The sequence below is a fragment of the Pseudomonas sp. 1L-E-NC-VB-C3 genome, from assembly GCF_057291535.1.
Window position 1 is genome coordinate 19824 of record NZ_JBXAWD010000010.1, and the last position, 23878, is coordinate 43701.

The window sequence follows — 23878 nt, forward strand, 5'->3', positions numbered from 1 at the left end:
TCAAGCCGTCTTGACGAGGCTGACACCCAAGCGGGTCAGGGCCAGTTTCAATGCGTCGGCCAGATTGGCCTTGGTCACTACGCCTTGCAGATCCAGACCCAGGTGCACGATGGTTTGCGCAATCTGTGGACGCACGCCGCTGATGATGCAGTCAGCGCCCATCAGGCGGATCGCGGTCACGGTTTTCAGCAGGTGCTGGGCGACCAGGGTGTCAACGGTTGGCACGCCGGTGATGTCGATGATGGCGATTTCCGAACCGGTGTCGACGATGCGTTGCAGCAGCGATTCCATGACTACTTGGGTGCGCTGCGAATCGAGGGTGCCGATCATTGGCAGGGCGAGGACGCCATCCCACAGCTTGACCACCGGAGTCGACAGTTCCAGCAGCTCTTCCTGTTGACGCTTGATCACCGCTTCGCGGGATTTCTGGAAGGTGCCGATGGTGTGCATACCAACGGTGTCGAGCAATTCGGAGACTTCCAGCAATTGCTCGGCAAGCAGTGCCGGCTGGTCCTGATAATGGTTTTGCAGCAGGGCGAACAACGGGCCTTTCAGGGCAAAGATGAAATTGGCGGTTTGCTGGGAATCCTGGCCGAGGAGGGCACGGCTCTGCGACAGCTTTTCAAGGAACTGACGGGTATCCTCCCAACCCGCAGCGGCAATCTTGCTGCCGTTGCCGTTTTCCAGACCCGCCAGGAGCAGGCCCAGCAAGTCGCGGGTTTGCTGAGCGAGGTCGTGTTCCTTGAGGTTGCGTGTGGCGCCGCTGGCTTCGAGGCGTTTGGTCCACTCGCTCAACAGCTGAGTCTGGTTGTTCTTGATTGCTTCAACTGTGCTGTTCTGCAGTGCTGCCATGTGCGTGTCGCTCCGTTACGTATATGGGCCGGCTCGGCGAAATGACCGGCGCGATTTGACTGACATTTACCGCTTGAAATAGTTGTTCAGCTAGCGATGAATTTTTCTGCCTGCCGCGTCGAACGCCCCGGTAACTCTAGTCGGCGTGGCGGCAGGCAACGATCTTTTGAACGAATCTACGGCGTCAGGCTTCGAATCTGCATGCCCGACGTTTTCCAGTCGTGCTGGAAGAAGGAGGCAGGACTATGAATGAGGTGGATATGAACGAGCAAGCGCCGCAACAGCAAAATCAGTCCTCAGAGTCAATTAACCGCAACGACCCGGCCATCGACCCGCAAACGCCGGGGCAAAATACTCCCGCGCCGGTTGAAGAAGGGCAGGCGGACAGCGCGGCTGCCGAGGTCGATCAAAAGCAGCATCACAACGACAACAGCAACGATTTCAGCCCCGGCTTCAAGCCTGACCCGGACCGTCCTGAACCGGGCGAAAGCACTGACGCCGATATCGACACCGATGGTGGTTGATCGCTGAAACGCAAAAAGGCCGCATCGAAGGATGCGGCCTTTTTATTGCCGGCCGGTTACTTGCTCGGATGTTTGGCTTGCAGCTCTTTGGCGTGGGCCAGGTGTTTTTCCAGCGCTGGCAGCATCTTCTGCGCGAACGCTTTCAGCTCAGTAGCGCCCTTGGCCTTGTCATCGGTCACGGTGTTCGCCTGCTTCTTGAACAGCTCGATGGTCTCTTCGTGAGCCTTGACCTGGTTGTTGGCGTAGGCCGCATCGAAGGATTCATCGCGCATGTCGAGAATTTTCTCCTTGGCCTGCTTGACCAGGGTGGTGTCGTCAGGGACTTCGATGTCATTGGTGGTCGCGATCTTCTTCAGCTCTTCATTGGCCTTGGTGTGATCAGCGATCATTTGGTTAGCGAAGGCTTTGATGTCGGCTGACTGGCTTTTTTCCAGTGCCAGCTTGCTGGTTTCGATTTCGGCGATGCCACCAGCGGCGGCATTGTCGACAAAGTCGTTGTCGGTCGCGGCAAAGGCGCTGCCCATGCCGGCAGACAGTGCAACAGCCAGAGCGAGATGACGCAGGTTGAATCCGTCCATTGGGTATCTCCACGCAGGTTTTTGTGAGCGTTATCCAATGGAGCGAGCGCAGACGCCAAAGGTTTTATCGCATTTACGACAGGGCGACGAACGGCAACCGCTGGTCTGACAGGGAGTCGACAGAAGTCATCGGGCAAGGCCATGCTGATAATGAGTCAGCGCATCGGTCGCGCTGGTTGTCGATCAAATTGATGGAGGTGTTTCATGCCGGTTTCACATGATCTGTATCAGGACCTGGGCTGCAAGAAGGAAGAGATCGAGCAAAAACGCTCCGAGGATCCGAAGCTGGATTCGCTGCTCAACAAGTACTTCGACGTGGATAAAGCCGTGGTCGAAGCCGAGAACGCCCAGTCAGACGCCCCCACTGACGACGAATTGAAAAAGCTCAAAGAGAAGCGCGTGATCGTCAAGGAACAGATCGTTGCTCAACTCGCCGGGCAGCCGCTGACGGGACAGTAGTCGCCCGACCCGTGGTCATTTTTGAAGGGAACGGCTACGGCCAATGGCACCTCCAATGTGCAGAGTCTGCAAACCATCGACTCGTTGCGAGGTGCCTTATGAACGACCCCAAATTCCCCAGTGAAGAGCAGGGTGGTTTCGACCCGATTCCTACCCGTCCTGAACCGAACAGCCCGGCGCATACCACAGCGCATCCGGAAAAAACCGTGAAAGAACTGCCTGAGGATGAAGATCCGGAGAAGTTCGACCGGTCCGGCAACTGACAGACCGCTATCGTTGGCAAGCCAGCTCCCACAGGTTCATCTGGTGAACACATATTTGGAGTTCACACGGACACTGTGGGAGCTGGCTTGCCAGCGATATCGTCGGTCCATACGGTGAAAATTTTTCTGTTTTACTTAAGCGCCGCATCCAACCCCATTCGCCCCATATGCATGGCCTTCAACGAGCCGAAATACAACCACTGCCCATACTCGCGCACCGTGGTAATCGGCGAATAATTGCCTTCGCTCGCGTCCTGCAGATTGGCAATCACCTTGCCGTCCAGGTCCAGTCCCAGCACAAACCCGCGCTTTTCGACAGGCTTGGGCAAAACCGTCAACGCCCGCACGATCATCTTGCGCACGAACGGGTGTTCAGCGGTGCCATCGAGCAAGGCATTGCGCGGCGCATACAGCGCTACCCAAAAGCGATTGCTGCCATTGAACGAGAGGTTGTCCGGAAGCCCCGGCAAGTTGTCGATGAACACATCATGGGTACCGGCCTTCGGCCCGCTCAGCCAGTAGCGGCTGATGCGATAAGCGCCGGTTTCATTGACCAGCACATAGGCCTCGTCCGGACCAAGAGTGACGCCATTGGCAAACTGCAACTTGTCGAGCAAGACGCTGGTCTTGCCGGTTTGAAAGTCGTAGCGCAGCAGACGTCCGTCGGCGCCGTGTTCAATGATCGCCTCGCCGTCATGACCATAGCCCCAACGGCTCGAGGCATCGCTGAAGTAGGCGTAGTGGCCTGACTTGTCGACCGCTACATCATCGGTAAATCCAAATGGCACGCCGTTGGCCTCGGTGGTCAACGGAATCACGCGGCCCTGCGCATCCAGCGACAGCAAGCCTTTGACCGCATCGGCAACTACCAGCATGCCATTCGGATGACGGGCCAGGCCCAGTGGACGGCCACCGGTGTCGGCCAGGACCTTGCGCTGCGTACCGTCGAGGCTGCTACGGATGAGCCTGCCGTCATGCAATCCGGTGATGAGGAATTCGTCTTCCAGTAGCAACGCCTCAGGCCCTTCGATGTCGCTCGGCCCGACCTTCGCCACAGCTTTGAGGCGCTGGTTGTCCGCGTAGATGCCGTCTTTCAATGACGGCGCCAGTGGCGGCGTCCAGGCGACCGGTTCGACCTTGGTCGGCAGCAACAACAAGAAGGCGATGACGAGAACGATCAGCAGGCACAGCACATAACGTAATTTCACGCGCTGGCCCTCGCCGCGCCGATAAATTGCGCAGCCATGTCGCGCAGGGCGAGCATGGACGCGGCAGATTCCCGCTCGATGCGCCGCTTGAGCAACAGGCGATTGGCAAGACGCATGAGCAAACCGTCAAAGCGATATTCCAGCGTGCGCGAGAAACGCGTGCCGCCAGCCTCCACTGAGCACTCGTAAGTCAACCGCAGGGACAAGCCCTGATCACTTTGCGCGCGTGCGCACCAGCGCCGGCCCGGCAGATATTCAGTAACCTCCCAGCGCAAGTGACCGGCACGTCCGCCGGCATGGATGTCCTCTTCGAAACGTGCACCGGCATGCAGTGGACCTTGCGGACCGTCAATCTTCAATGAGGAGGGATGCCAGTCCGGCCAGTGACTGACGCTGGCGGCATAAGCCAGCACGGCGACCGGTTCGCCGGCGATATCGATCTGGTGCTGCATGCGCGTCATGGGCATTTTTGAATAACTCAAAGGGGCGGGTTCCGGCTCGCGGTACAGCGTGCCGAACAGGTAGTCCATCAAGGGCAGAACGATGTTGAAATTGCGCTCCTGCATGCGCTCGCGGCGGTGATGCAGTTCGTGCAGACCGCGCATCTGGCGAATCCACGGCAAACGAGTCAACGGATTTTGCGGTGGCAGATGTTCACAGGCATGGAATACCTCATAGAGCAGATAACCGAGCACCATGCACCCGGCAAACAGCCCGGCGACATTGGCGTTGACCTGCGCGAGCAGCCACCAGAGGGGCAGGGTGATCAATAGCGTATGAATGACGATCAGCCAGGCTGGAAACAGAATCACTCGCCAGTCCCGCGCGCTGTCGTAGGTCATATGGCCGGGGGTGAAAAAGCTGTGATGGTCGCCGGCATGTCGTGCGTAGAACATCTTTGCGAAAGCTTTTTTGTGATGGCCTAAATGACGATGGACCATGTACACGCCGAAGTTGAACAACAACAGGCTCAGCGGCACTGTCAGCCATTCCAGCCAGCTCACTGAATGCACCGTGCGCCAGAACGCAGCGACGGTGAAAATGCCGAACAGCAACACGAACGCGCCATGCAACCACGGGTTGTATAAAGGATGAATGGCCGCACGGTAGCGGCTGCGGAATGCCTCGGTGGTCTGCCTCAACGCTTTCACCTGCGGGTATTGTTGTTATACCCGGCAGATTAGCCGATCCGCTGACTTGTGCAGGGCGAACCTTGCGGCCTTAAGCGCCATGCTCTGGACTGAAGCCGCCCGTCAGCTCAACGGGTTCCAGCGCTGCGACCAGTCATCATCGGTGCGGATCACCTCGCGCAACAGATCGAAGGCCTGTTGCAGCACTGCCGAGTCGCGATCGCGGGAATACACCAGATAGGTCGGATAACCGAATTCCGGGGCTTTGGTGACGGCTTCCAGCGCGCCGGTCTCCAGATAAGTGCGCACGACCCGGGTACGGAAATAACCGCTGCCACCATGTTCGAGGATGTATTGCAGGGCCAGTGGGCCAAGGTTGAAGCTCAGCGCGGCTTTGGCTTTTTCCGGCAGGGCGGCGTCGTGCTGACGACGAAAGTCCGGTCCCCAATCGATGTAGACGTAAGGCTCCGGACGCTCGGGCGCGCGCACCAGAATCAGTTTTTCCTCCAGCACTTGCTCGACCTGCAATCCCGGCCAGTATTCCGGTTGATAAACCAGCGCCGCATCGAGCACACCGAGTTCGAGCTGACGCAAAAGATTTTCGCCGTCGCGAATTTCCATGCGCAGTGCGTGGCCGGGGATTTTCTCCCGAAGTTCCGCCGCCCAACTGAGCATCAGCGGGTTGCACAGGCTGACCTCACCGCCAATGTGCAGAACGTTGTGATAACCCTCGGGCAGCGGCAAGTCGCGGCGCGCGGCTTCCCAGGTCTGCACCAGTTGATTGGCGTAGACCACGAACGCTTCGCCATTGGCCGTCAACTTCGCCCCGGCGCGATTGCGCACGAACAGCGTGCTGCCCAACTGGCCCTCGAGTTTCTGCACCCGTGCGGTGATCGCCGTTTGCGTGACGAACAGCTTCTGCGCGGCGGCGGCAAGACTGCCGTGGCGGACGATTTCGAGGAAAGTGCGGGCGAGGTCGATGTCCATGGGGCAGGGCCGATATCTGAAGGTGGGGCGCATTGTAAGTCAAAAGTCCCTCTCCCCAACTTGAAAGCAGCAATGGACTGAACCGCTGAAAATTGCGTTTCAGTCCTACGGAAACAGGAGCGTTTTGATCAGATGAGGGGATATTTCTGACGACTTTTTCAGGTTGGTCGTCGGACGCCGGATCTATAGGATCAGTCCTGACATTGAAGTCATCGAGCGCACAGATCGCTCTGGACCTGGACAAAGGATGGACTATGCGAATCCCACTGATTGAAAGCCATACGCCTGCTTACTCGCCTCGCCATTACTGGCGCGACGACCGCGCGAGATGCCCCTCGGAGGACGTTGCCATGCCGAGCGCCAAAGTGCCCCGGCTCACGGGCTTGAAGAGGCTTGAGGGCAAGCCTCTGGAATTGCTGTTGCGAGGGCAGGACACCGGCGACGATCCGATGCTCATCCTGCGCTGCACAAGCGAAGGATTTGAGCTGCTCGATGTGGTGAACATGATCGCAACCTCCGAGCTGTACCAACAGGGAGAGATGGTCAAACGTATCACCGGCAAATCTGTGAGAACCGTGCGACGCCTGCTCAAGGAAGGCGCGTCGGTGCGCCTGGACACGCCGCAGAGCATCATCGCCTACCAATATGCGGCAGCGCTGGAACTGGCCATCGAGGTGTTCGGGCGACAGGCCAAGGCCGAATCATGGCTGGAGCAACGCGCCACTTACTTCTACGGTTATGTGCCGCTCGATCTGGTTGGAAATGCGTTGGGCTTCAGGATGGTGGAGGAGTATCTGAACCAGATCAAATACGGGGTTTATCAATGAATCCCTTGCCCTGGGATGATCGCTGGTACGCGTGGCGGCTGGATCGCGAGGTGTACAGCGAGACCTGGGACAGCGGCCTGGGGTCGAAACGGGACGGCGGTCGCTGGAATACGCCCGGCCGCAGAGTCGTTTATGCGTCGGTCGACCCCTCCACGGCGATACTGGAGGTGGCCGCCCATGGCAGCTTCGATGCACTTGATCAGGAGCCCTATGTATTGACCTGTTTTGAAATCACCCACGACGCCAGCGTCAGAATCGTGCAACCGGAAGATGTGCCCAATCCGCATTGGCTCACCCCGATAAAAACCTCGCCCAACCAGCGAAAGTTTGCCGACGCACTGCTGGCTGAACATCCATTTGTTCTGGTGCCATCGGTGGCCACCCGACACTCGTGGAATTTGCTGGTGAGTTGCGATCTGGCGGAAGGTCAGTTCAGGATGGTTTCGCAAGAGCGGTTTGGGCTGGATACGCGGTTGTTGCAGGAGGGTTGATCGTACCTACGCGAACGGAGAGCGAAGCCGAGGCCTGCGCTGATCCCCTTGCATGAACGACAAATCCCGCCAAAAGGGCGGGATTTGTTTGAACCAGGCTGCTTCTTACGCAGGGAACAGCTCGGACAGTTTCATCGACAGCATCATGTCGCCTTCAACGCGCAGCTTGCCGCTCATGAAGGCCTGCATGCCGTCGGTCTCGCCGCTGACGATACCTTTCAGGGTTTCGCTATCCAGCACCAGCGTGCAGTTGGCGTCCGGGTTTTCGCCTTCCTGAATGTTGCAGGTGCCGTCTTTGACGATCAGTGCGTAATGCTTGTCTTCGTCGGTGATGTTGAAACCGAAGACCAGATCCAGACCGGCAGCGGCGGCTGGGTTGAACTTGGCTTGCATTGCTTTTACGGCATCAGCTACGGAGGTCATGGTTCGATCCTTTCTTGGTCATGGGAGCTGGGTGGTTACAGCCAGGGTCACAGTAAGCCGGACTCAGCGAAAAGTGATGAGTTCCGGGGCCTTCAGCAGTTGCAGGTGTGCGTGACTGTTGAAGGAAGCCAGGGCCACCTCGCGACCACGAAACTTCAATTGGTTGAGCGAGGTGTTGACGATTTGCCAGTTCAATTCAAAGGCCTGTCTGGCAGGCATTTGCGTAATCAGGTGGAGCAGGGCAGTGATGGTGCCGCCGGAGGTGAACACGGCAATTTTCTGGTTCTTTTCCGCCAGATCGAGGATGCGGTGCAAACCGGCCTGAACCCGTTCGACGAAGCCCAGCCAGCTTTCCAGGCCAGGAGTGTCATAAGTGCCAGCAAGCCAGCGCTCGACGATCAGGGCGAAGATGCGCTGGAATTCACCACGGTTCTGCGCGGCGTTGCGCAGGATGTCGATGGCTTCCGGCTCTTCCGGCAGCATGGCCGGGAGCAGGGCGCGGATCACCGCGTCGGCATCGAATTCGTTGAAAGCGGAATCGGTTTCAAGGACTGGAACCGGCAGGCCTCTGGCGCTGAATTGCTCCAGTGCACTGGTGGCCGTGTGCTGTTGGCGACGCAGGTCACCGGCAAGGCAACGATCGAAGCTGATATCAAGGTCGGCGAGGTGCTGGCCGAGAATTTCTGCCTGACGCACACCGGTCGGCGACAGGACATCGTAATCGTCTGCACCAAAGGAGGCCTGGCCATGTCGTATCAAGTAGATGCTGCCCACGTCCGCGTCGTCCCGGTACGTTGAAGGTCAGGCGAGGTTATGAGGATGGCGTAAGGCTGTCAATGAAAAAACATACGCTTGTTTGAAATGCCCGTTACAGGCGTGTTGCCAGAGGTTTCACGGCTGGCCGACGAGCCGACGCATGGGTATGCTGGAGCCATTCCGCGTGTAATACACCGTCACGCATTGCTTTGAGGAGTCTCTGTGGATTTTTTCACCGAATACGCCAGCTTCCTGGCCAAGACCGTCACACTGGTGATCGCCATTCTGGTGGTGCTCGCCAGTTTCGCCGCGTTGCGCAGCAAGGGCCGGCGCAAATCGGCAGGGCAGTTGCAGGTCAGCAAGCTCAACGATTTCTACAAGGGGCTGCGTGAACGCCTTGAGCAGACCTTGCTCGACAAGGATCAGCTCAAGGCATTGCGCAAGGGCGAGGCAAAAACGGAAAAAAGCGCGAAAAAACAGAAGAACAAGCCTGAGACCAAATCCCGGGTGTTCGTGCTCGACTTCGACGGCGATATCAAGGCTTCCGCCACCGAGAGCCTGCGCCACGAGATCACCGCACTGCTGACCCTGGCCACGCCGAAGGACGAAGTAGTCCTGCGTCTGGAAAGTGGCGGCGGCATGGTGCACAGCTACGGTCTGGCGTCTTCTCAACTTGCGCGAATCCGTGATGCGGGCGTGCCACTGACAGTTTGTATCGACAAGGTCGCGGCCAGCGGCGGTTACATGATGGCCTGCATCGGCGACAAGATCATCAGTGCACCGTTCGCCATCCTCGGTTCGATCGGCGTGGTCGCGCAATTGCCTAACGTCAATCGCCTGCTGAAAAAGCACGACATCGACTTTGAAGTGCTGACCGCAGGTGAATACAAACGCACACTGACCGTGTTTGGCGAAAACACCGAAAAGGGCCGCGAGAAGTTCCAGGAAGACCTCGACATCACTCATCGCTTGTTCAAAAACTTCGTGGCGCGGTACCGCCCGCAACTGGCGATCGATGAAGTGGCGACCGGTGAGGTGTGGCTTGGTATCGCTGCGCTGGAAAACCAACTGGTGGATGAGCTCAAGACCAGCGATGAATACCTGGCGCAGAAAGCCAAACAGGCTGAGGTTTATCACCTGCACTACGCCGAGCGTAAAAGCCTGCAGGAACGCATCGGCATGGCCGCCAGCGGTTCGGTAGACCGCGTGCTGTTGAGCTGGTGGAGTCGTCTTACCCAGCAACGCTTCTGGTAAACACCAGGCATAAAAAAACGCCGGTCAATGACCGGCGTTTTTGTGTCCGCAATAAACCCGCTGGCTTAGCGCCGACGGAACAGCGGCAGCGGTTCGTCACTGGCGGCCTGGTAGGTCACCGAGAAGTCCTTGAGACCTTCCAGTGCTTCGTACGGGTCTTTATCCGCGCGAATGGCAAAGGCGTCGAAGCCACAGCGGTGCATGTAGAACAGCTGGTCCCGCAGCACGTCGCCAATCGCGCGCAGCTCGCCTTTGAAACCATAACGGTCACGCAGCAGACGGGCATTGGAGTAACTGCGGCCATCGGTGAACGCCGGGAAATTCAGCGCGATTACCTGGAACTCACCGACGTCTTCACCGATTTCTTCGGCTTCCTCGTCAGCATCCAGCCACACGCCCAGACCGCCGTCGCGGGCCTTGAGCATGCGGCTGTGCTCGCGCCACAACTGCAGAGGAACGATCAGATCGTCGCAGTTGCTGATCTCATCGATGTTGAAATCCTTCGGCAACAGGTGCCAGGTTTCGTCGACGACTTCGTTGTTCTTAATGATTCGCTGCATAGACGCGTTCCTTGAAGAGGTCGATGCCAATACGCTGATAAGTGTCGATGAAGCGCTCGTCTTCGGTACGTTGTTCAACGTACACGTCGATCAGCTTCGAGATCACGTCAGGCATGGCTTCCTGTGCGAAGGACGGGCCGAGGATCTTGCCCAGGCTCGCATCACGGCTGGCGCTGCCGCCGAGGGAAACCTGGTAGAACTCTTCGCCTTTCTTGTCCACACCGAGGATGCCGATGTGGCCAACGTGGTGGTGACCGCAGGCGTTCATGCAGCCGGAGATGTTCAGGTCCAGTTCGCCAATGTCGAACAGGTAATCCAGGTCATCGAAACGGCGCTGGATCGATTCGGCAATCGGAATCGATTTGGCGTTGGCCAGCGAGCAGAAGTCACCACCGGGGCAGCAGATGATGTCAGTCAGCAGGCCGATGTTCGGCGTGGCGAAACCGCCTTCACGCAACTCGCCCCATAGGGTGAACAACTGGCTCTGCTCGACATCGGCGAGAATGATGTTCTGCTCGTGGGAAGTGCGCAGTTGGCCGAAGCTGTAGCGCTCGGCCAGATCGGCGACGGCGTCGAGCTGCTTGTCGGTAATGTCGCCCGGGGCAACGCCGGTCGGCTTCAACGACAGAGTCACAGCGACATAGCCCGGTTTTTTGTGCGCCAGGGTGTTGCGGCTGCGCCAGCGGGCGAAACCCGGATGCTCTTTGTCCAGATCGGCCAGTTGCGCGGTCTGGTTGTCGAGGGTCTTGTAGTCCGGATCGACGAAGTGCTTGGCGACGCGATGCAGTTCGGCCTCGGTCAGCGTGGTCTGGCCACCGCGCAGGTGCTCCATTTCCGCGTCGACTTTCTGCGCGAACACCTCAGGCGTGAGCGCCTTGACGAGGATCTTGATCCGCGCCTTGTATTTGTTGTCGCGACGGCCGTAGCGGTTGTACACCCGCAGGATGGCGTCGAGATAGCTCAGCAGGTCTTGCCACGGCAGGAATTCATTGATGAATGCGCCAACCACCGGCGTACGACCGAGGCCACCGCCGACCAGCACTCGGAAGCCCAGCTCGCCGGCAGCGTTATAGACAGGTTCCAGACCGATATCGTGGACTTCAATGGCTGCGCGGTCACTGGTCGAACCGTTGACGGCGATCTTGAATTTGCGCGGCAGGTAGGCGAATTCCGGGTGGAACGTGGTCCACTGACGGACGATTTCGCACCATGGACGCGGGTCGATCACTTCATCGGCGGCGACGCCGGCAAACTGGTCGGTGGTGACGTTGCGCAGGCAGTTGCCGCTGGTCTGAATGGCGTGCATCTGCACGGTCGCGAGTTCAGCGAGGATGTCCGGGATGTCTTCAACCGCCGGCCAGTTGAACTGCACGTTCTGCCGCGTACTGATGTGGGCATAGCCCTTGTCGTAGTCGCGGGCGATCTTCGCCATCATGCGCACCTGACGCGAAGTCAGCTGGCCGTAAGGCACGGCCACGCGCAACATCGGCGCGAAACGCTGGATATACAGGCCATTTTGCAGGCGCAGGGGGCGGAATTCTTCTTCGCTCAGCTCACCTGCCAGATAGCGTCGGGTCTGATCACGGAACTGCTTGACGCGGTCCTCGATGATCCGCTGATCGTACTCGTCGTATACGTACATATAAGTCCTGTTCTCAGGCTTGGGCTTCTCGGAAAACGCTGCGTTTTCGCTTGCTGGAGTCCGATGTTGCCTCTGCAATTCTGCGCGCACGGCCGCGCACTCCGTCACGGAGCCGGGGCAATATACCCGTTTGCAGTTATGCGCAAAAGTGATGTTTGAGTATATGTAAAGAACCAAATCGCCTAACGCGAATGCCGGTCATCTAATCCACATTTGTCGTGCGGACAATCATCGTCTTAACTGTGATCGAGTCTTTGTGCAATCACCGATAAAACCGACAAGAGGCGATGCAATGAGCAACCCGACCAAAGCCAGAAAAAGCGACAGCAGTGTCGACGCGTGGGCCATTTTGTTCCTGATCATTCTCGTAGTAGGAACAGCGGTCTTCTGGGTGAGTCACCAGTAACATCCGCGCTTCCGGGCCGTTCTCCCAAGGCCCGGATAACCTGTGGCAGATGCCTGTTCAGTGCCATCACACCCCGGCCAGATACAGCACCAGCTTGACGATGGCAAACAGCGTCAGGCCGAACACCGCCGTGAACAAAACTCCCAGAATCACAAAGTGGCTGGGTTTGCCGTGGGTGAAATCCCTTTCCCGGTTCTTGCCGCTCTGCACCCCGAACGCCGCCGCCATGACGCTGTGCAGCATCTGCCAGAAACTCGGCGGTTTGTTGTCGATTGGATCGTCCATAAATCCCTCTGCGAAAAGTCATCCTCCTGAAGCATAGCCAATCCGCTGGGTCCGGGATGCCATCGAAGCAGCCCGGACAAGTTTGAGCGATACCCGGATAACGCAGAAGCACTAACGCGACATGGTTTGCTGACCGCTCCATCAAAAAGGAGTGACCATGAACGTTATCCCGCCCAAACCAGTGTCGGCGCTGCCTGCGTCGACCGCTCAGCCGGCAGACCCCGGTCGGTCAGTAAAGCTCATTGCAACGCAAAGTCTGCACGGCGAGTTTCTCGAGACATCGATCCCGCAATGGTTGACCAGCGCTTTGCCGCATCGGCGCGAGGCGCTCAAGGCGGTTCCGACCGCGTTACCGGCCTGGTATCAGCATGCGACGCCGGCCCAGCGTAAAACCCTCGACGAGACTTTCAAGGCCAGCGTTATCGCCCAGAACAGTCTCGACAAGAGCATGGCGAAATTCGTGGATGTCGAAACATTCGCCAGGCCGTTATTGATCAAAGCCTTGAAGGGCCAATACGCGCTGGAAATCGATGTAGACAAAACTCTGTTATGTCTGCGGCGCCCGGTCGAAATGGGTATTCAGAGAACCGTATTGGCCTCGTTCGAGGTTCTCAAGATCACGCTGCTGGAAGCCTCGCTGCACAACTTCGAAGCTGACGAATGCGAGGGGACCTATCATTCGAGCTCCGGTTTTGTTGTGGCGACGCCTGCTGCGGACACATTCAAGCACGTCGACACAGGCCTCTCGGTCAGCCAGTTTTTGCACCTTTGCCGCAATCTGGATATAGGTCAGCAATACCAGACTTACCTGCAGGGTTTTTTTCATCCGGGGGACGCGGTGGCAGAGGCGGTGCTCAGCGAACGCTTCATCGCCAGCCAGAAGGCAGCGATGCGCGCTGCAGCCGAACAGGCGCTATTGCGCAATGACATCGAGGCGGCAGATCACGCGATGATCCTCTCGGTCATCGACGGCGAAATGCACCCGTGGATGGGGCGCAAGCAAGTCTGGTTCCAGGACCTCGGCCTGATGAAAAAAAGGCTGACCGGGTGCGTGGCTTTCGTCGTCTGCGAAAAATATCGTTACACCGATGAACTGATCCTTTACATCCCCAACGACCCGGAACATCCGCTCAAGCGCTACACGTTCGAGCAAATGCGCGAAGAGCTCGAGCGCTTGCTCACCGCACGTGATGCGTCGCAACAGACCAGCGCAGAGCCCACCGCCTACCAGCGTTTTTTCAGTCAGTTCCTGCCCTATGATCAGCGCCCCTATTATTTCAGCCAGTTCAGGCAAAAGGCAGCCGACTCACCTGGCGATGCCTGGGACGTTCTGCGTTCCCCTTGGCTGGCCTTCGTACAGGGTTTTACCAGTGGTTCTACATTCACCACCATCGAACAGATTCCGCCCGAACGCACGGTCAAGTGGGAGCCGGCGGTTGATCCGTACATCGCGCCTTCGACAGTCGAACGCAAGGGCAGGGGGCTTTGGGCGCCCAACGAGGACTTGTGGCAATACCTTTATGCGCAGAATCGCGCCAAGGTGTTGGCCGACGCGCGAAGCCACGCGGTACCCACTGCCGATGTCGATGCGAACGCACGAGATGCCAAACTGGCCCATCTGATGCAGATCGGCATGCTGGGCTTGAATCTGGTGTCGATGTTCGTGCCTGTGCTGGGCGAAACAATGATGGTCGTGATGGCGGGACAACTGCTGTATGAAACCCTTGAAGGCGCTATCGAGTGGAGTGAAGGTGATCGCAGGGCCGCCAGGGATCACCTGGTCGACGTGGCCGAGAATCTCGCTCAGGTTGCCGTGATGGCGGGTGTTGGAGCAGGTGTAAGGAAGTTCTCGGCCGCCAGGGCTGTACCGGTCATCGAACAGTTGAGTCCGGTCACGTTACCCAATGGCGAAACCCGCCTGTGGAAACCTGATCTCAGCGGCTACGAGGCCGCTGTTGTCCTTGAAGCACACCTGACCCCGAGTCCTTCCGGGCAGTATGCGGTGGATGGCAAAACCTGGATCCGTCAGGACAACAAGGTGTATGAGCAGGTCTTCGACGACTCGATCAACCAGTGGCGCATCAAGCACCCGACCGATCCTGCAGCCTATCAACCTGTTCTGCAAAGTAATGGCCATGGAGCGTGGCGCCATACCCTGGAACGTCCTCTGGAATGGGATCGTCTGACGCTGTTGCGGCGCATGGGCCACATCTGCGAGCCGCTATCCGATACGGAGCTGCTCAACGCGATGGATATCAGCGGCGTCAGCGACGATATGTTGCGCAAGATGCACCTCGACCATGGAGTGCCGCCACCGGAGCTGATTCAGGCCATGCGCTTGTTGAAAACCGATGCACAAGCCGCGCAAGTCATTGAGCAACTGGAGGGTGGGGCGCCGGTCGATGACAAGTATCTGTATGCCCTGCCACTGGTCACTGACATGCCGCGCTGGCCGGCCAATCGCGTACTGGAAGTCTTTGAGGGGACGCAACTGACCGGCAGATCCGTCAAGTATGGCGGCGGATATCGGGTGCGGGGTGTCGGGGGCAAGGCACCGATCCGGATTTCCCGGGCGGACGTCCTCAGCGGCGACCTGCCGCAGCTTGTTCTGGGCGGACTGGATGAATCGGAAATCGTCCACTTGCTCGGAGGTGAAGGTGCGCGGGTTCGAGAAGCGAGACCTGCAGAACTCGCCAAGCAAATTGCGGCCTATGCCCAAACCCGCCAATCGGCCATTTACGACAGTATTTATCAGGGCACCGAGCCTGTCGCCGATCAGGTCAGGCAATTGCAGAACGCCTGTCCGGGACTCAGTGAGTCAGCTGCACAGCAAGTGCTGGCGCAGGCGCGGCCGGATGAACTGCAACGGCTCGGCTCAACTCGTCCCATACCGCTGCGCATGCTGGAGGAAGCTCGCTGGTATGCGCGCCGCAGCCGGCAGGTGCGGGCATATGCGGGGCTGCGCAGCGAGAATATTGCCTCGGCGGACAGTCGATGCCTGGCGTTGCACACGCTTGAACGGTTGCCCGGCTGGCCGGACAACTTGCGCCTTGAAATACGCGAGGGCAGCGACAGCGGTCCGTTGCTTGAGAGCATTGGCAGCCAGACGGCCTTCGAGAGAAAGTACCTGATCAAAAGCGGCCAGCAATTTCAGGCATTCAACGACCGAGGCGAAACGCTCAACAGCCTGCCACGCCACGGCGACAACTTTTATGCCTCTCTCATGCACGCTCTGCCGGATCACGCGCGGCGCGCCCTGGGGGTGCCCGAGGTCAGTCAGTCGGCCGAACTGCAAAAGAAAATCATCGCCCACGCTGACCAGCACCACGGCATGGCGGCCGCATTGCTGGAACAGCCAGCGCAGTGGATGAGACCGCCGGTACGGGTAAACGAAGCGTTGATCGGCTATCCCGCCAGCGGAAGAGCGGGTTGGCTGGAGCGCAATCTGGTTGCCGACCTGCGCGACCTCTACCCGGGCCTCACCGATCAGCAGGCCAGTGGATTGATCCTTGAGCAGGTGCGTGCGGGCAGAAACAACCGGGAGATTTTTCGGTGGTTGCAGTCGCGACGCGAAGAGTGGCAACAACTTGAGGCAACACTGGACGAGTGGGCGGGGACCAACGCGATGGCTCCCTGGGAACCTTCCGGTACTGTTCAGAATCTGCTGGTCGCGCAAGCGCTTAAAACCAGTTGGCGCAATGCCCTTTTGGTCGATGAAGTGCCCAATGCGGATCAACTGCGCCTGGTGACTTACGATGCTTTGCCCGCGCTGACAGCAGACTTTTCCCACGTGCGTAAATTATCCCTTCGCGGAGATGGCATTACTGATGGCAATGCCGACGCTTTTCTTGCCCTGTTTCCCGGCCTGGAAAAACTCTCGCTGGGTGAGCGCGAGAGTTATTTTGATTTGGGTATGCACCAGCAGTCGCTGTCCTCTCTGCCCGCAAGCTTAGCCAGGATGCCTGCATTGAAAACGCTCAAGCTGAGGACCTCGGCCCCGGCAATGGCCACAGATTTCCCTCAGCGGGTGAAAATGTTGACCTCGCTCGAAGCCCTTGAACTCGATTTTCAAGGATTCATTGACGAGAACCCGCCGGCACTGGAACTGGCCGCGCTCAAACACCTGAAACGACTCAAGATCGAAGCACCCGGCATGACGCAATGGCCAGCATTCGTACAAGCGCTTCCCGAGCTGCAGAGGCTGGATCTGTTTCGGACGTCAATCGCTTCCATTCCTCCAGCGCTCTATACCGGCCATGAAAAACTGTGGGCGGGCCTGTCACTGAATTGGTCGAACTTCTCCCATGAGGCATTCAAACCTGCATTCGAGTACGTCAAAAATTATTCGGGGTCCATGGGGCATCTGATGGACCTGAACTTGATGGTCCGCCAGTACTGCCTCGGTGAACTGAAATTCCTGACGGGTGAAGGCCGCTTTCTCGATCCGTTGCCTGAGCACATCATGACTGTCTGGAATACCCCGGAAACCCGGTTGAAAGCGATCGAACTGCTGCGCCTGGAACACGCCGGGATCTTCCGTCGGTTTTATCAACCGACGACGTCCGATGGCCTGCGTGGCGCTGCACGCGAGCCGCGCTGGCAGTCGCCGCCGAACAGCGCGGTGGTGCGTGAGCTTGAGGAAAACTGGCGCGCGAGCGTACGCAAACGCTATCGCCTGCTCGACCTGGGGGACGATTCTCTGGTATTCGAGCTGTCTGACACAGACGGTTTGAACCATGGCGCGGCCATCAGCGAGCTTGTGCCATTGCCGGCCGGTACATTTTCCCATGTGCAGACCTTACGTCTGGATCGGTTGAACGTGCCGGCTGGACAGATTCAAGCTTTTCTGCAAGCGTTCAGCGGCGTGCGGACACTGCAAATCACTGGCTGCGGATTGACCGAGTTGCCGGTGAAACCGGCGGATTTTGCGCAGCTGACGCGGCTGGACCTGTCCAGCAACCAGATCACCTCTACGGGGGAAATTCAAAGCCAGTTCGCCGAGCTCAAGGCGCTTGAGTTTCTGAACTTGCGGCGCAACCGTTTGGCGGCGCTGGACGTGACGGCCATGCCGAAGCTCGAAGTGCTGGATTTGAGTGGCAATAGCCTTCAAACGTGGCCAGCGGGGGCGGAAAATCTGTCCGGGTTGAAGTGGCTGGATCTGCGAGACAACAGCCTCGATTCGCTGCCCGAGCGCGTTCTGGCCATAGACAGCGTATTGCTCAAGAGCCATCTGACCGGGAACCCGTTCAGCGCTGAGGCAGAGGCAGCTCTGACAACGGCGCGCGGGCGTATCGAGGCGAGCAACGGTTTGCCTCGAGGTGCATTGAAAAGCTATGAAAGTCAGCCGGCCGGCTACCTGGTCGCTGCGAACACCTCGGTGCCAGGCACCGCGTTTTCCCGGATCCACGAGTTTCTGTTACCGCTGCGTACTGCGTCATCTGCGGCTGAAGGTAGCGCAGGTCTGGTCAGGCGGTTGCGGGAATTGAGTCCGGACCTTTCCCAGGAACAGGCCCAGCACTGTATGGCGCGGTTGAGCGGCGCAGGGTTGGATGAAGCGCAGATTGATGCCCGGATCAAGGACTGGCGAGAGAGTGACGAGGCGCTGACGCGTCAGTTGAACGGTTGGATCTTCAAGCCGGCGGCCGCGAGGGTTTCGACGCAAGACAGAGTCTTCACGGCGATGAGAATCCGTGATTGCTGGGTCGATGGACTGACCCGTCATACCGAAGAAGCGGGTCGCAAGCTCGACCTCAGCGGCTTGTACATTGTTGAGTTGCCGCCTCTGTCGAACGCGTTTACGCAAGTACGAACGCTCGACCTGACTTCGGTAGGGTTTTCCTTGCAGAGCCTGAATGATTTTTGCGGCGCTTTCCCTGAACTGACCACGCTGGTGCTTAACTCCAACAATCTGGAGGGGCTACCGGAGGCTGTCGGTACATTGCAGAGGCTGGAGCATCTGGAGCTACGCATTAACCATTTTGCTGAAGCGCCTGGCGTTTTGCAGCAAATGGGCAATCGCCTGCGTTCGCTGGATCTGAGTCATAACCAACTGAGCCAATTCAACGCCAGCGCACTCACCCGGATCGAGCGCCTGAATCTGTCTCTCAATTCGATAAGCCACTGGCCTGATGGGGTACAGGCACTGGAGCATTTGCAAACTCTCAATCTTCTTGGCAACCGTATTTCCCTATTTCCCGACACGCTGCTGGATGGCAACCATGAGCGACTGGTGGCAGGCACCGACCTGCGCGGAAACCGACTGCCTCTCGAGAGTCTGGAACAGCTCAGGGACTACAGTGCGGCTAACGCGAACCGTGGCGTCATGGGGTATTCGTTTGCATCTCTCGAGCGCGCAATTACCGAGTATGAAGCGACGTCCGAAAGCGAGCCCGATACGCCTTTTGATTCCGACAGTAGCGATAGCGATGACAGTAATGCCGGCGGTGCCGGACGCGTGGACAGGCATGAAGCCGTGGAAGCAGACGAAATCATCGCCAATCCGCAGCAAGACGTAGATGAGCAGGCAATGAACACCTGGCTCAATTACACCCGGACCCAGACGCGCGAAACGCGGCAAGCGCTATGGCTGCAATTGGCGCGCGAACCCAACCATGAGGCGTTCTTTCACCTGCTGTCGATGTTGCACGACACTGCCGATTTCAGTGTGTCGGGCGCTGATCTGACGCAACGGGTATGGCGGGTGATAGAAGCGGCAAGCGAAAACACGGAGTTGCGCGAGTTGCTCTTCTTCAACTCCGCGACTCACGGCACCTGCCCCGATGGCCGAATACTGTCGTTCAGTGAGCTGGAAACGCGGGTCTATGAATACACCGCATTGCGCGACATCCCACGCCATCTGCCTGATCAGCGCGGCATAGCGTTGGTCGAGCTGACGCGGCGCCTGTTCCGACTGGAAAGGGTCGACAGGCTGGCGGAAGCAGCTGGCAGGTTCCAGGACCGGGCCGAAATCCGTCTGCAGTACCGAATCGGCATGACGCGCGGCTGGCCCGACGGGTTAGAGCTGCCTGCGCAACCGGATCACATGTTGTACAGGACACCGATCGAGGGACAACTGCTGAGCGAGGCACGCGCTTCTGTGCTGGCCGACGAAGCGTCAGACCTGTTCCTCGAGGATTTGATTGCCCGCGATTACTGGATTCGCTACATGCGCGACCGACACGCCGCCATCTTCGATGAGCTCGAACGCAGCGCCACACATCGTCAGGAAGAAGTCGAGGATGCGCATCCAGACAAGTGGAACGACGAGGACTCGCGAAGACTGTACGTGGAAGCGATGAGCCAGTTGGAAATCGAGCTGGCGCAGGCACGCACCGACAAACTCAAGGAGCTGTCTCGCCAGGAACTGGTAAACCTTGCGCGGGTCGCTGCAGGGGATTCGCAGACACGCCCGGCGTCACCGCAACCGGGGCCGTCCTCGCGTCGGGACTGAGGAGCTGACCCGATCCGGGAATCGCAAACTCCCGGATCGGCTTTGCAACAAGCCTCAGCTGTCGTAACCCAGATTCGGCGCCAGCCAACGCTCGGTCACGCTCAGGTCCTGGCCTTTACGCGCGGTGTAGCTCTGCACCTGATCCTTGTCGATCTTGCCCACCGCAAAGTATTGCGCTTGCGGATGGGCGAAGTACCAGCCGCTGACCGCTGCGGCGGGGAACATTGCGTAGTGTTCGGTGAGGAACACGCCACTGCGCCCGGCGCGCATTTCCGCAGCCTCTGGATCGAGCAGGGTGAACAGTGCCGCTTTCTCGGTGTGATCCGGGCAGGCCGGGTAGCCGGGAGCGGGGCGGATGCCACGGTATTGCTCTTTGATCAGTGCATCGTTGTCGAGGGTTTCATCCTTGGCGTAACCCCAGTGTTCTTTACGCACTTGCTGGTGCAGCCATTCGGCGCAGGCCTCGGCCAAGCGGTCGGCGAGGGCCTTGACCATGATCGAGTTGTAGTCGTCGCCAGCGTCCTGATAAGCCTTGGCCACTTCTTCGGCGCCGATGCCGGCGGTGGTAATGAAGCCGCCGACGTAGTCGGTGACTTCGCTGTCTTTGGGCGCAACGAAGTCGGCGAGGCAGAAGTTCGGCTTGCCGTCGGTCTTGATGATCTGCTGGCGCAAGTGATGCAGCTTGGCCAGCGGCTTGCCGTTGTCGTCGTACAGCTCGATGTCGTCTTCGTTGACCTGATTGGCTGGCCAGAAACCGAACACCGCACGGGCGCTGATCAGCTTTTCGTCGATCAGCTTGGTGAGCATTTCCCGGGCGTCCTTGTACAGCGCAGTGGCGGCCTCACCGACCACTTCGTCTTCGAGGATGCGCGGGAACTTGCCGGCCAGGTCCCAGGAAATGAAGAAAGGCGTCCAGTCGATGTACTCGGCCAGCACGTTCAAATCGATATTGTCGAGCACCTTGCTGCCGGTGAAGGTCGGTACCACTGGCTGATAATTGGCCCAGTCGAATTGCGGCTTCTTGGCGATGGCGGCGGCATAGCTCAGGCGTTCGGTGCGGGCGCTGCGATTGGAAGTGCGCTCGCGCACGTCGATGTATTCCAGGCGGGTCTTCTCGACGAAACCGGCCTTGAGTTCCTTGGACAGCAACTGTGTCGCCACGCCGACGGCGCGCGAGGCGTCGGTCACGTAGACCACGGCATCGTTGCTGTACTTCGGCTCGATCTTCACCGCAGTGTGCGCCTTGGAGGTGGTCGCGCCACCGATCATCAGTGGCAGATGGAAGTCCTGACGCTGCATTTCGCGGGCAACGTGAACCATCTCGTCCAGCGACGGGGTGATCAGGCCGGAAAGGCCGATGATGTCGCACTTTTCTTCTTTGGCGACCTGCAGAATCTTCTCGGCCGGGACCATCACGCCGAGGTCGACGATGTCATAGCCGTTGCAACCGAGCACCACGCCGACAATGTTCTTGCCGATGTCGTGCACGTCGCCCTTGACTGTGGCCATGAGGATCTTGCCCTTGGCTTCCGGCTTGTCGCCTTTCTCCAGTTCGATGAACGGGATCAAGTGCGCCACGGCCTGCTTCATCACGCGCGCGGATTTCACCACTTGCGGGAGGAACATTTTGCCGGCGCCGAACAGGTCGCCGACGATGTTCATGCCGGACATCAACGGGCCTTCGATCACTTCGATCGGCCGCGCAAACGACTGGCGGGATTCTTCGGTGTCTTCAACGATGTGCGTGGTGATGCCCTTGACCAGCGCGTGCTCCAGACGCTTGTTGACGTCCCAGTTGCGCCATTCTTCGGTCTCGGCTTCCTTGACGCTGCCGTCGCCCTTGTACTTGTCGGCGATGGCGAGGAGGGCGTCGGTGCCGTCCGGGGTGCGATTGAGGATCACGTCTTCGACCGCGTCGCGCAGCTCCACCGGGATCTGATCGTAGATCTCCAGTTGACCGGCGTTGACGATGCCCATGGTCAGCCCGGCGCGGATCGCGTAGAGCAGGAACACCGAGTGAATCGCCTCACGCACCGGGTTGTTGCCACGGAACGAGAACGACACGTTGGACACGCCGCCGGAGCTCAGCGCATACGGCAGTTCGTCGCGGATGTAGGCGCAGGCGTTGATGAAATCGACTGCGTAGTTGTTGTGTTCTTCGATGCCGGTGGCGACGGCGAAGATGTTCGGGTCGAAGATGATGTCTTCCGGCGGGAAGCCGACTTCGTTGACCAGAATGTCGTAGGAGCGTTTGCAGATCTCTTTCTTGCGCGCTTCGGTGTCGGCCTGGCCGGCTTCGTCGAAGGCCATCACCACCACCGCAGCGCCGTAGCGCTTGCACAGCTTGGCGTGATGGATGAACTGCTCGACGCCTTCTTTCATGCTGATCGAGTTGACGATGCCCTTGCCCTGAATGCACTTGAGGCCGGCTTCGATGACTTCCCATTTCGACGAGTCGATCATGATCGGCACACGCGAGATATCCGGTTCGCCGGCGATCAGATTGAGGAAGGTGACCATGGCCTTCTTCGAATCGAGCATGCCCTCGTCCATGTTGATGTCGATGATCTGCGCGCCGGCCTCGACCTGCTGCAGCGCGACTTCGAGGGCTTCGGTGTAGTTGTCTTCACGGATCAGGCGGGCGAATTTTGCCGAACCGGTGATGTTGGTGCGCTCGCCGACGTTGACGAACAGCGAGCTGCGATCAATGGTGAACGGCTCCAGACCCGAAAGGCGGCAGGCCTTGGGAATGTCCGGAATCTGCCGCGGCGCATAACCGGCCACAGCTTTGGCAATCGCTTCGATGTGCCCCGGCGTGGTGCCGCAGCAACCGCCGACGATGTTGAGGAAACCGCTCTGGGCGAACTCTTCGATGACTTTCGCGGTTTGCGAGGGCAGTTCATCGTACTCGCCGAATTCATTGGGCAGGCCGGCGTTCGGGTGCGCCGAAACGTGGGTGCTGGCCTTGTTCGACAGCTCTTCCAGGTACGGGCGCAGTTCGCTGGCGCCGAGGGCACAGTTCAGGCCTACGGAAATCGGCTTGGCGTGCGCTACCGAGTTCCAGAACGCTTCGGTAGTCTGCCCCGACAGGGTTCGGCCGGAGGCGTCGGTGATGGTCCCGGAAATCATGATCGGCAATTCGAGGTGCAGCTCTTCGAACACACCTTGAACGGCGAAGATCGCCGCTTTGGCGTTGAGGGTGTCGAAAATGGTTTCGATCAGGATCAGATCGGCGCCGCCCTCGATCAGGCCTTTGGTGGCTTCGGTGTAGTTTTCCACCAGCTCATCGAAGGTGACGTTGCGGTAGCCGGGGTTGTTGACGTCGGGCGACAGTGAGCAGGTGCGGCTGGTCGGGCCGAGCACGCCGGCCACGAAGCGCGGCTTGGCCGGGTTTTCGGCGGTCTTGGCGTCGGCAATCTTGCGCGCCAGACGTGCGCCTTCTACGTTTAACTCGTACGCCAGCTCTTCCATACCGTAATCGGCCATGGAAATGCGCGTGGCGTTGAAGGTGTTGGTTTCGAGAATGTCGGCGCCGGCGTCCAGATAGGCTTTTTCGATACCGCCGATCACGTCCGGACGGGTGATCACCAGCAGGTCGTTGTTGCCCTTGACGTCACTCGGCCAGTCCGCGAAGCGCTTGCCGCGATAATCCTGTTCTTCGAGCTTGTAGCTCTGGATCATCGTGCCCATCCCGCCGTCGAGAATCAGGATGCGCTCTTTGAGGGCTTGCTTGAGAGCTTGAAGGCGGACGCTGCGATCGGACATGTGGACTACTCGGAAAGA

Annotated in this window: 18 protein-coding genes; 7 read left to right on the top strand and 11 right to left on the bottom strand. The window is 58.8% G+C overall.

Annotated features, from left to right (window positions below; translation table 11 throughout):
• Complete coding sequence (locus AC0Z5Z_RS17115) at nucleotides 1-852, bottom strand: STAS domain-containing protein (RefSeq protein WP_041478684.1); 852 nt, start codon at nucleotides 850-852, stop codon at nucleotides 1-3.
• Between the two features lie 260 nt (nucleotides 853-1112).
• On the opposite strand from AC0Z5Z_RS17115, the gene AC0Z5Z_RS17120 reads away from it, so the two are divergent.
• Complete coding sequence (locus tag AC0Z5Z_RS17120; protein WP_110647015.1) at nucleotides 1113-1376, top strand: hypothetical protein; 264 nt, start codon at nucleotides 1113-1115, stop codon at nucleotides 1374-1376.
• A 56-nt stretch (nucleotides 1377-1432) separates the two neighbouring features.
• Here AC0Z5Z_RS17120 and AC0Z5Z_RS17125 read toward each other — a convergent pair whose 3' ends face one another.
• Nucleotides 1433-1954: a DUF4142 domain-containing protein gene (locus AC0Z5Z_RS17125; RefSeq protein WP_056785185.1), complete on the bottom strand. Its 522-nt coding sequence runs from the start codon at nucleotides 1952-1954 to the stop codon at nucleotides 1433-1435.
• A 204-nt stretch (nucleotides 1955-2158) separates the two neighbouring features.
• Between AC0Z5Z_RS17125 and AC0Z5Z_RS17130 the strand changes: the two genes are divergently transcribed.
• The gene (locus AC0Z5Z_RS17130; RefSeq protein ID WP_041478686.1) at nucleotides 2159-2413 is read left to right on the top strand and encodes a DUF465 domain-containing protein; all 255 of its coding nucleotides are present in this window, start codon (nucleotides 2159-2161) and stop codon (nucleotides 2411-2413) included.
• Between the two features lie 98 nt (nucleotides 2414-2511).
• A complete protein-coding gene (locus AC0Z5Z_RS17135) occupies nucleotides 2512-2676 on the top strand; it encodes a hypothetical protein (protein WP_016774471.1) in 165 nt (54 codons plus the stop codon).
• A gap of 131 nt (nucleotides 2677-2807) precedes the next feature.
• Here AC0Z5Z_RS17135 and AC0Z5Z_RS17140 read toward each other — a convergent pair whose 3' ends face one another.
• The 3 genes from AC0Z5Z_RS17140 to AC0Z5Z_RS17150 all read right to left on the bottom strand — a co-directional run bounded on the left by AC0Z5Z_RS17140 (nucleotide 2808) and on the right by AC0Z5Z_RS17150 (nucleotide 6001).
• Nucleotides 2808-3884 carry an SMP-30/gluconolactonase/LRE family protein gene (locus tag AC0Z5Z_RS17140; RefSeq protein WP_150635537.1) on the bottom strand — a complete coding sequence of 359 codons (1077 nt, stop codon included), beginning with the start codon at nucleotides 3882-3884 and terminating at the stop codon, nucleotides 2808-2810.
• Nucleotides 3881-5026, bottom strand: coding sequence for a sterol desaturase/SRPBCC family protein (locus AC0Z5Z_RS17145; protein ID WP_095179726.1), 1146 nt, complete (start codon nucleotides 5024-5026; stop codon nucleotides 3881-3883). Before AC0Z5Z_RS17145 ends, AC0Z5Z_RS17140 begins: the two co-directional genes overlap by 4 nt.
• A gap of 111 nt (nucleotides 5027-5137) precedes the next feature.
• A complete protein-coding gene (locus AC0Z5Z_RS17150) occupies nucleotides 5138-6001 on the bottom strand; it encodes a LysR family transcriptional regulator (RefSeq protein ID WP_056785192.1) in 864 nt (287 codons plus the stop codon).
• A 350-nt stretch (nucleotides 6002-6351) separates the two neighbouring features.
• Here AC0Z5Z_RS17150 and AC0Z5Z_RS17155 point away from each other — a divergent pair, with 350 nt between their 5' ends.
• Entirely contained in the window at nucleotides 6352-6828 is a 477-nt protein-coding gene (locus AC0Z5Z_RS17155) for an MbcA/ParS/Xre antitoxin family protein (protein ID WP_041478690.1), read from the top strand.
• Entirely contained in the window at nucleotides 6825-7319 is a 495-nt protein-coding gene (locus AC0Z5Z_RS17160; protein ID WP_016774476.1) for an RES family NAD+ phosphorylase, read from the top strand. Before AC0Z5Z_RS17155 ends, AC0Z5Z_RS17160 begins: the two co-directional genes overlap by 4 nt.
• A 105-nt stretch (nucleotides 7320-7424) precedes the next feature.
• On the opposite strand, the gene AC0Z5Z_RS17165 is transcribed toward AC0Z5Z_RS17160, so the two are convergent.
• Nucleotides 7425-7742: an SCP2 sterol-binding domain-containing protein gene (locus AC0Z5Z_RS17165; protein ID WP_485611393.1), complete on the bottom strand. Its 318-nt coding sequence runs from the start codon at nucleotides 7740-7742 to the stop codon at nucleotides 7425-7427.
• 63 nt (nucleotides 7743-7805) lie between these two features.
• The gene (locus tag AC0Z5Z_RS17170; RefSeq protein ID WP_150741995.1) at nucleotides 7806-8516 is read right to left on the bottom strand and encodes a histidine phosphatase family protein; all 711 of its coding nucleotides are present in this window, start codon (nucleotides 8514-8516) and stop codon (nucleotides 7806-7808) included.
• Between the two features lie 204 nt (nucleotides 8517-8720).
• On the opposite strand from AC0Z5Z_RS17170, the gene sohB reads away from it, so the two are divergent.
• Nucleotides 8721-9752 (top strand): protease SohB, encoded by a 1032-nt coding sequence (gene sohB, locus AC0Z5Z_RS17175; RefSeq protein ID WP_016774479.1) that lies wholly within the window; start codon nucleotides 8721-8723, stop codon nucleotides 9750-9752.
• A 65-nt stretch (nucleotides 9753-9817) separates the two neighbouring features.
• Here the strand turns inward: sohB and AC0Z5Z_RS17180 are convergent, their stop codons facing one another.
• From AC0Z5Z_RS17180 to AC0Z5Z_RS17190, 3 genes are all read right to left on the bottom strand, one after another.
• A complete protein-coding gene (locus AC0Z5Z_RS17180; protein WP_041478697.1) occupies nucleotides 9818-10312 on the bottom strand; it encodes a DUF934 domain-containing protein in 495 nt (164 codons plus the stop codon).
• Nucleotides 10296-11954 (bottom strand): nitrite/sulfite reductase, encoded by a 1659-nt coding sequence (locus AC0Z5Z_RS17185; protein ID WP_071172068.1) that lies wholly within the window; start codon nucleotides 11952-11954, stop codon nucleotides 10296-10298. The genes AC0Z5Z_RS17180 and AC0Z5Z_RS17185 overlap by 17 nt, the downstream gene beginning before the upstream one ends.
• Before the next feature lie 472 nt (nucleotides 11955-12426).
• On the bottom strand, nucleotides 12427-12645 hold the full coding sequence (locus tag AC0Z5Z_RS17190) for a DUF2970 domain-containing protein (RefSeq protein WP_041478699.1): 219 nt from the start codon (nucleotides 12643-12645) through the stop codon (nucleotides 12427-12429).
• A 157-nt stretch (nucleotides 12646-12802) separates the two neighbouring features.
• On the opposite strand from AC0Z5Z_RS17190, the gene AC0Z5Z_RS17195 reads away from it, so the two are divergent.
• Nucleotides 12803-20095: an NEL-type E3 ubiquitin ligase domain-containing protein gene (locus tag AC0Z5Z_RS17195; RefSeq protein WP_485611394.1), complete on the top strand. Its 7293-nt coding sequence runs from the start codon at nucleotides 12803-12805 to the stop codon at nucleotides 20093-20095.
• A 54-nt stretch (nucleotides 20096-20149) separates the two neighbouring features.
• Here the strand turns inward: AC0Z5Z_RS17195 and metH are convergent, their stop codons facing one another.
• Nucleotides 20150-23860, bottom strand: a complete 3711-nt coding sequence (metH, locus tag AC0Z5Z_RS17200) for a methionine synthase (protein ID WP_041478700.1) — start codon at nucleotides 23858-23860, stop codon at nucleotides 20150-20152.
• Nucleotides 23861-23878: the final 18 nt, after the last annotated feature.

Coding starts and splice junctions, on each gene's coding strand:
- AC0Z5Z_RS17115 (WP_041478684.1), bottom strand. CDS start 852: ATGGCAGCACTGCAGAACAGCACAGTTGAAGCAATCAAGAACAACCAG.
- AC0Z5Z_RS17120 (WP_110647015.1), top strand. CDS start 1,113: ATGAACGAGCAAGCGCCGCAACAGCAAAATCAGTCCTCAGAGTCAATT.
- AC0Z5Z_RS17125 (WP_056785185.1), bottom strand. CDS start 1,954: ATGGACGGATTCAACCTGCGTCATCTCGCTCTGGCTGTTGCACTGTCT.
- AC0Z5Z_RS17130 (WP_041478686.1), top strand. CDS start 2,159: ATGCCGGTTTCACATGATCTGTATCAGGACCTGGGCTGCAAGAAGGAA.
- AC0Z5Z_RS17135 (WP_016774471.1), top strand. CDS start 2,512: ATGAACGACCCCAAATTCCCCAGTGAAGAGCAGGGTGGTTTCGACCCG.
- AC0Z5Z_RS17150 (WP_056785192.1), bottom strand. CDS start 6,001: ATGGACATCGACCTCGCCCGCACTTTCCTCGAAATCGTCCGCCACGGC.
- AC0Z5Z_RS17155 (WP_041478690.1), top strand. CDS start 6,352: ATGCCGAGCGCCAAAGTGCCCCGGCTCACGGGCTTGAAGAGGCTTGAG.
- AC0Z5Z_RS17160 (WP_016774476.1), top strand. CDS start 6,825: ATGAATCCCTTGCCCTGGGATGATCGCTGGTACGCGTGGCGGCTGGAT.
- AC0Z5Z_RS17165 (WP_485611393.1), bottom strand. CDS start 7,742: ATGACCTCCGTAGCTGATGCCGTAAAAGCAATGCAAGCCAAGTTCAAC.
- AC0Z5Z_RS17180 (WP_041478697.1), bottom strand. CDS start 10,312: ATGCAGCGAATCATTAAGAACAACGAAGTCGTCGACGAAACCTGGCAC.
- AC0Z5Z_RS17185 (WP_071172068.1), bottom strand. CDS start 11,954: ATGTACGTATACGACGAGTACGATCAGCGGATCATCGAGGACCGCGTC.
- AC0Z5Z_RS17190 (WP_041478699.1), bottom strand. CDS start 12,645: ATGGACGATCCAATCGACAACAAACCGCCGAGTTTCTGGCAGATGCTG.
- AC0Z5Z_RS17195 (WP_485611394.1), top strand. CDS start 12,803: ATGAACGTTATCCCGCCCAAACCAGTGTCGGCGCTGCCTGCGTCGACC.
- metH (WP_041478700.1), bottom strand. CDS start 23,860: ATGTCCGATCGCAGCGTCCGCCTTCAAGCTCTCAAGCAAGCCCTCAAA.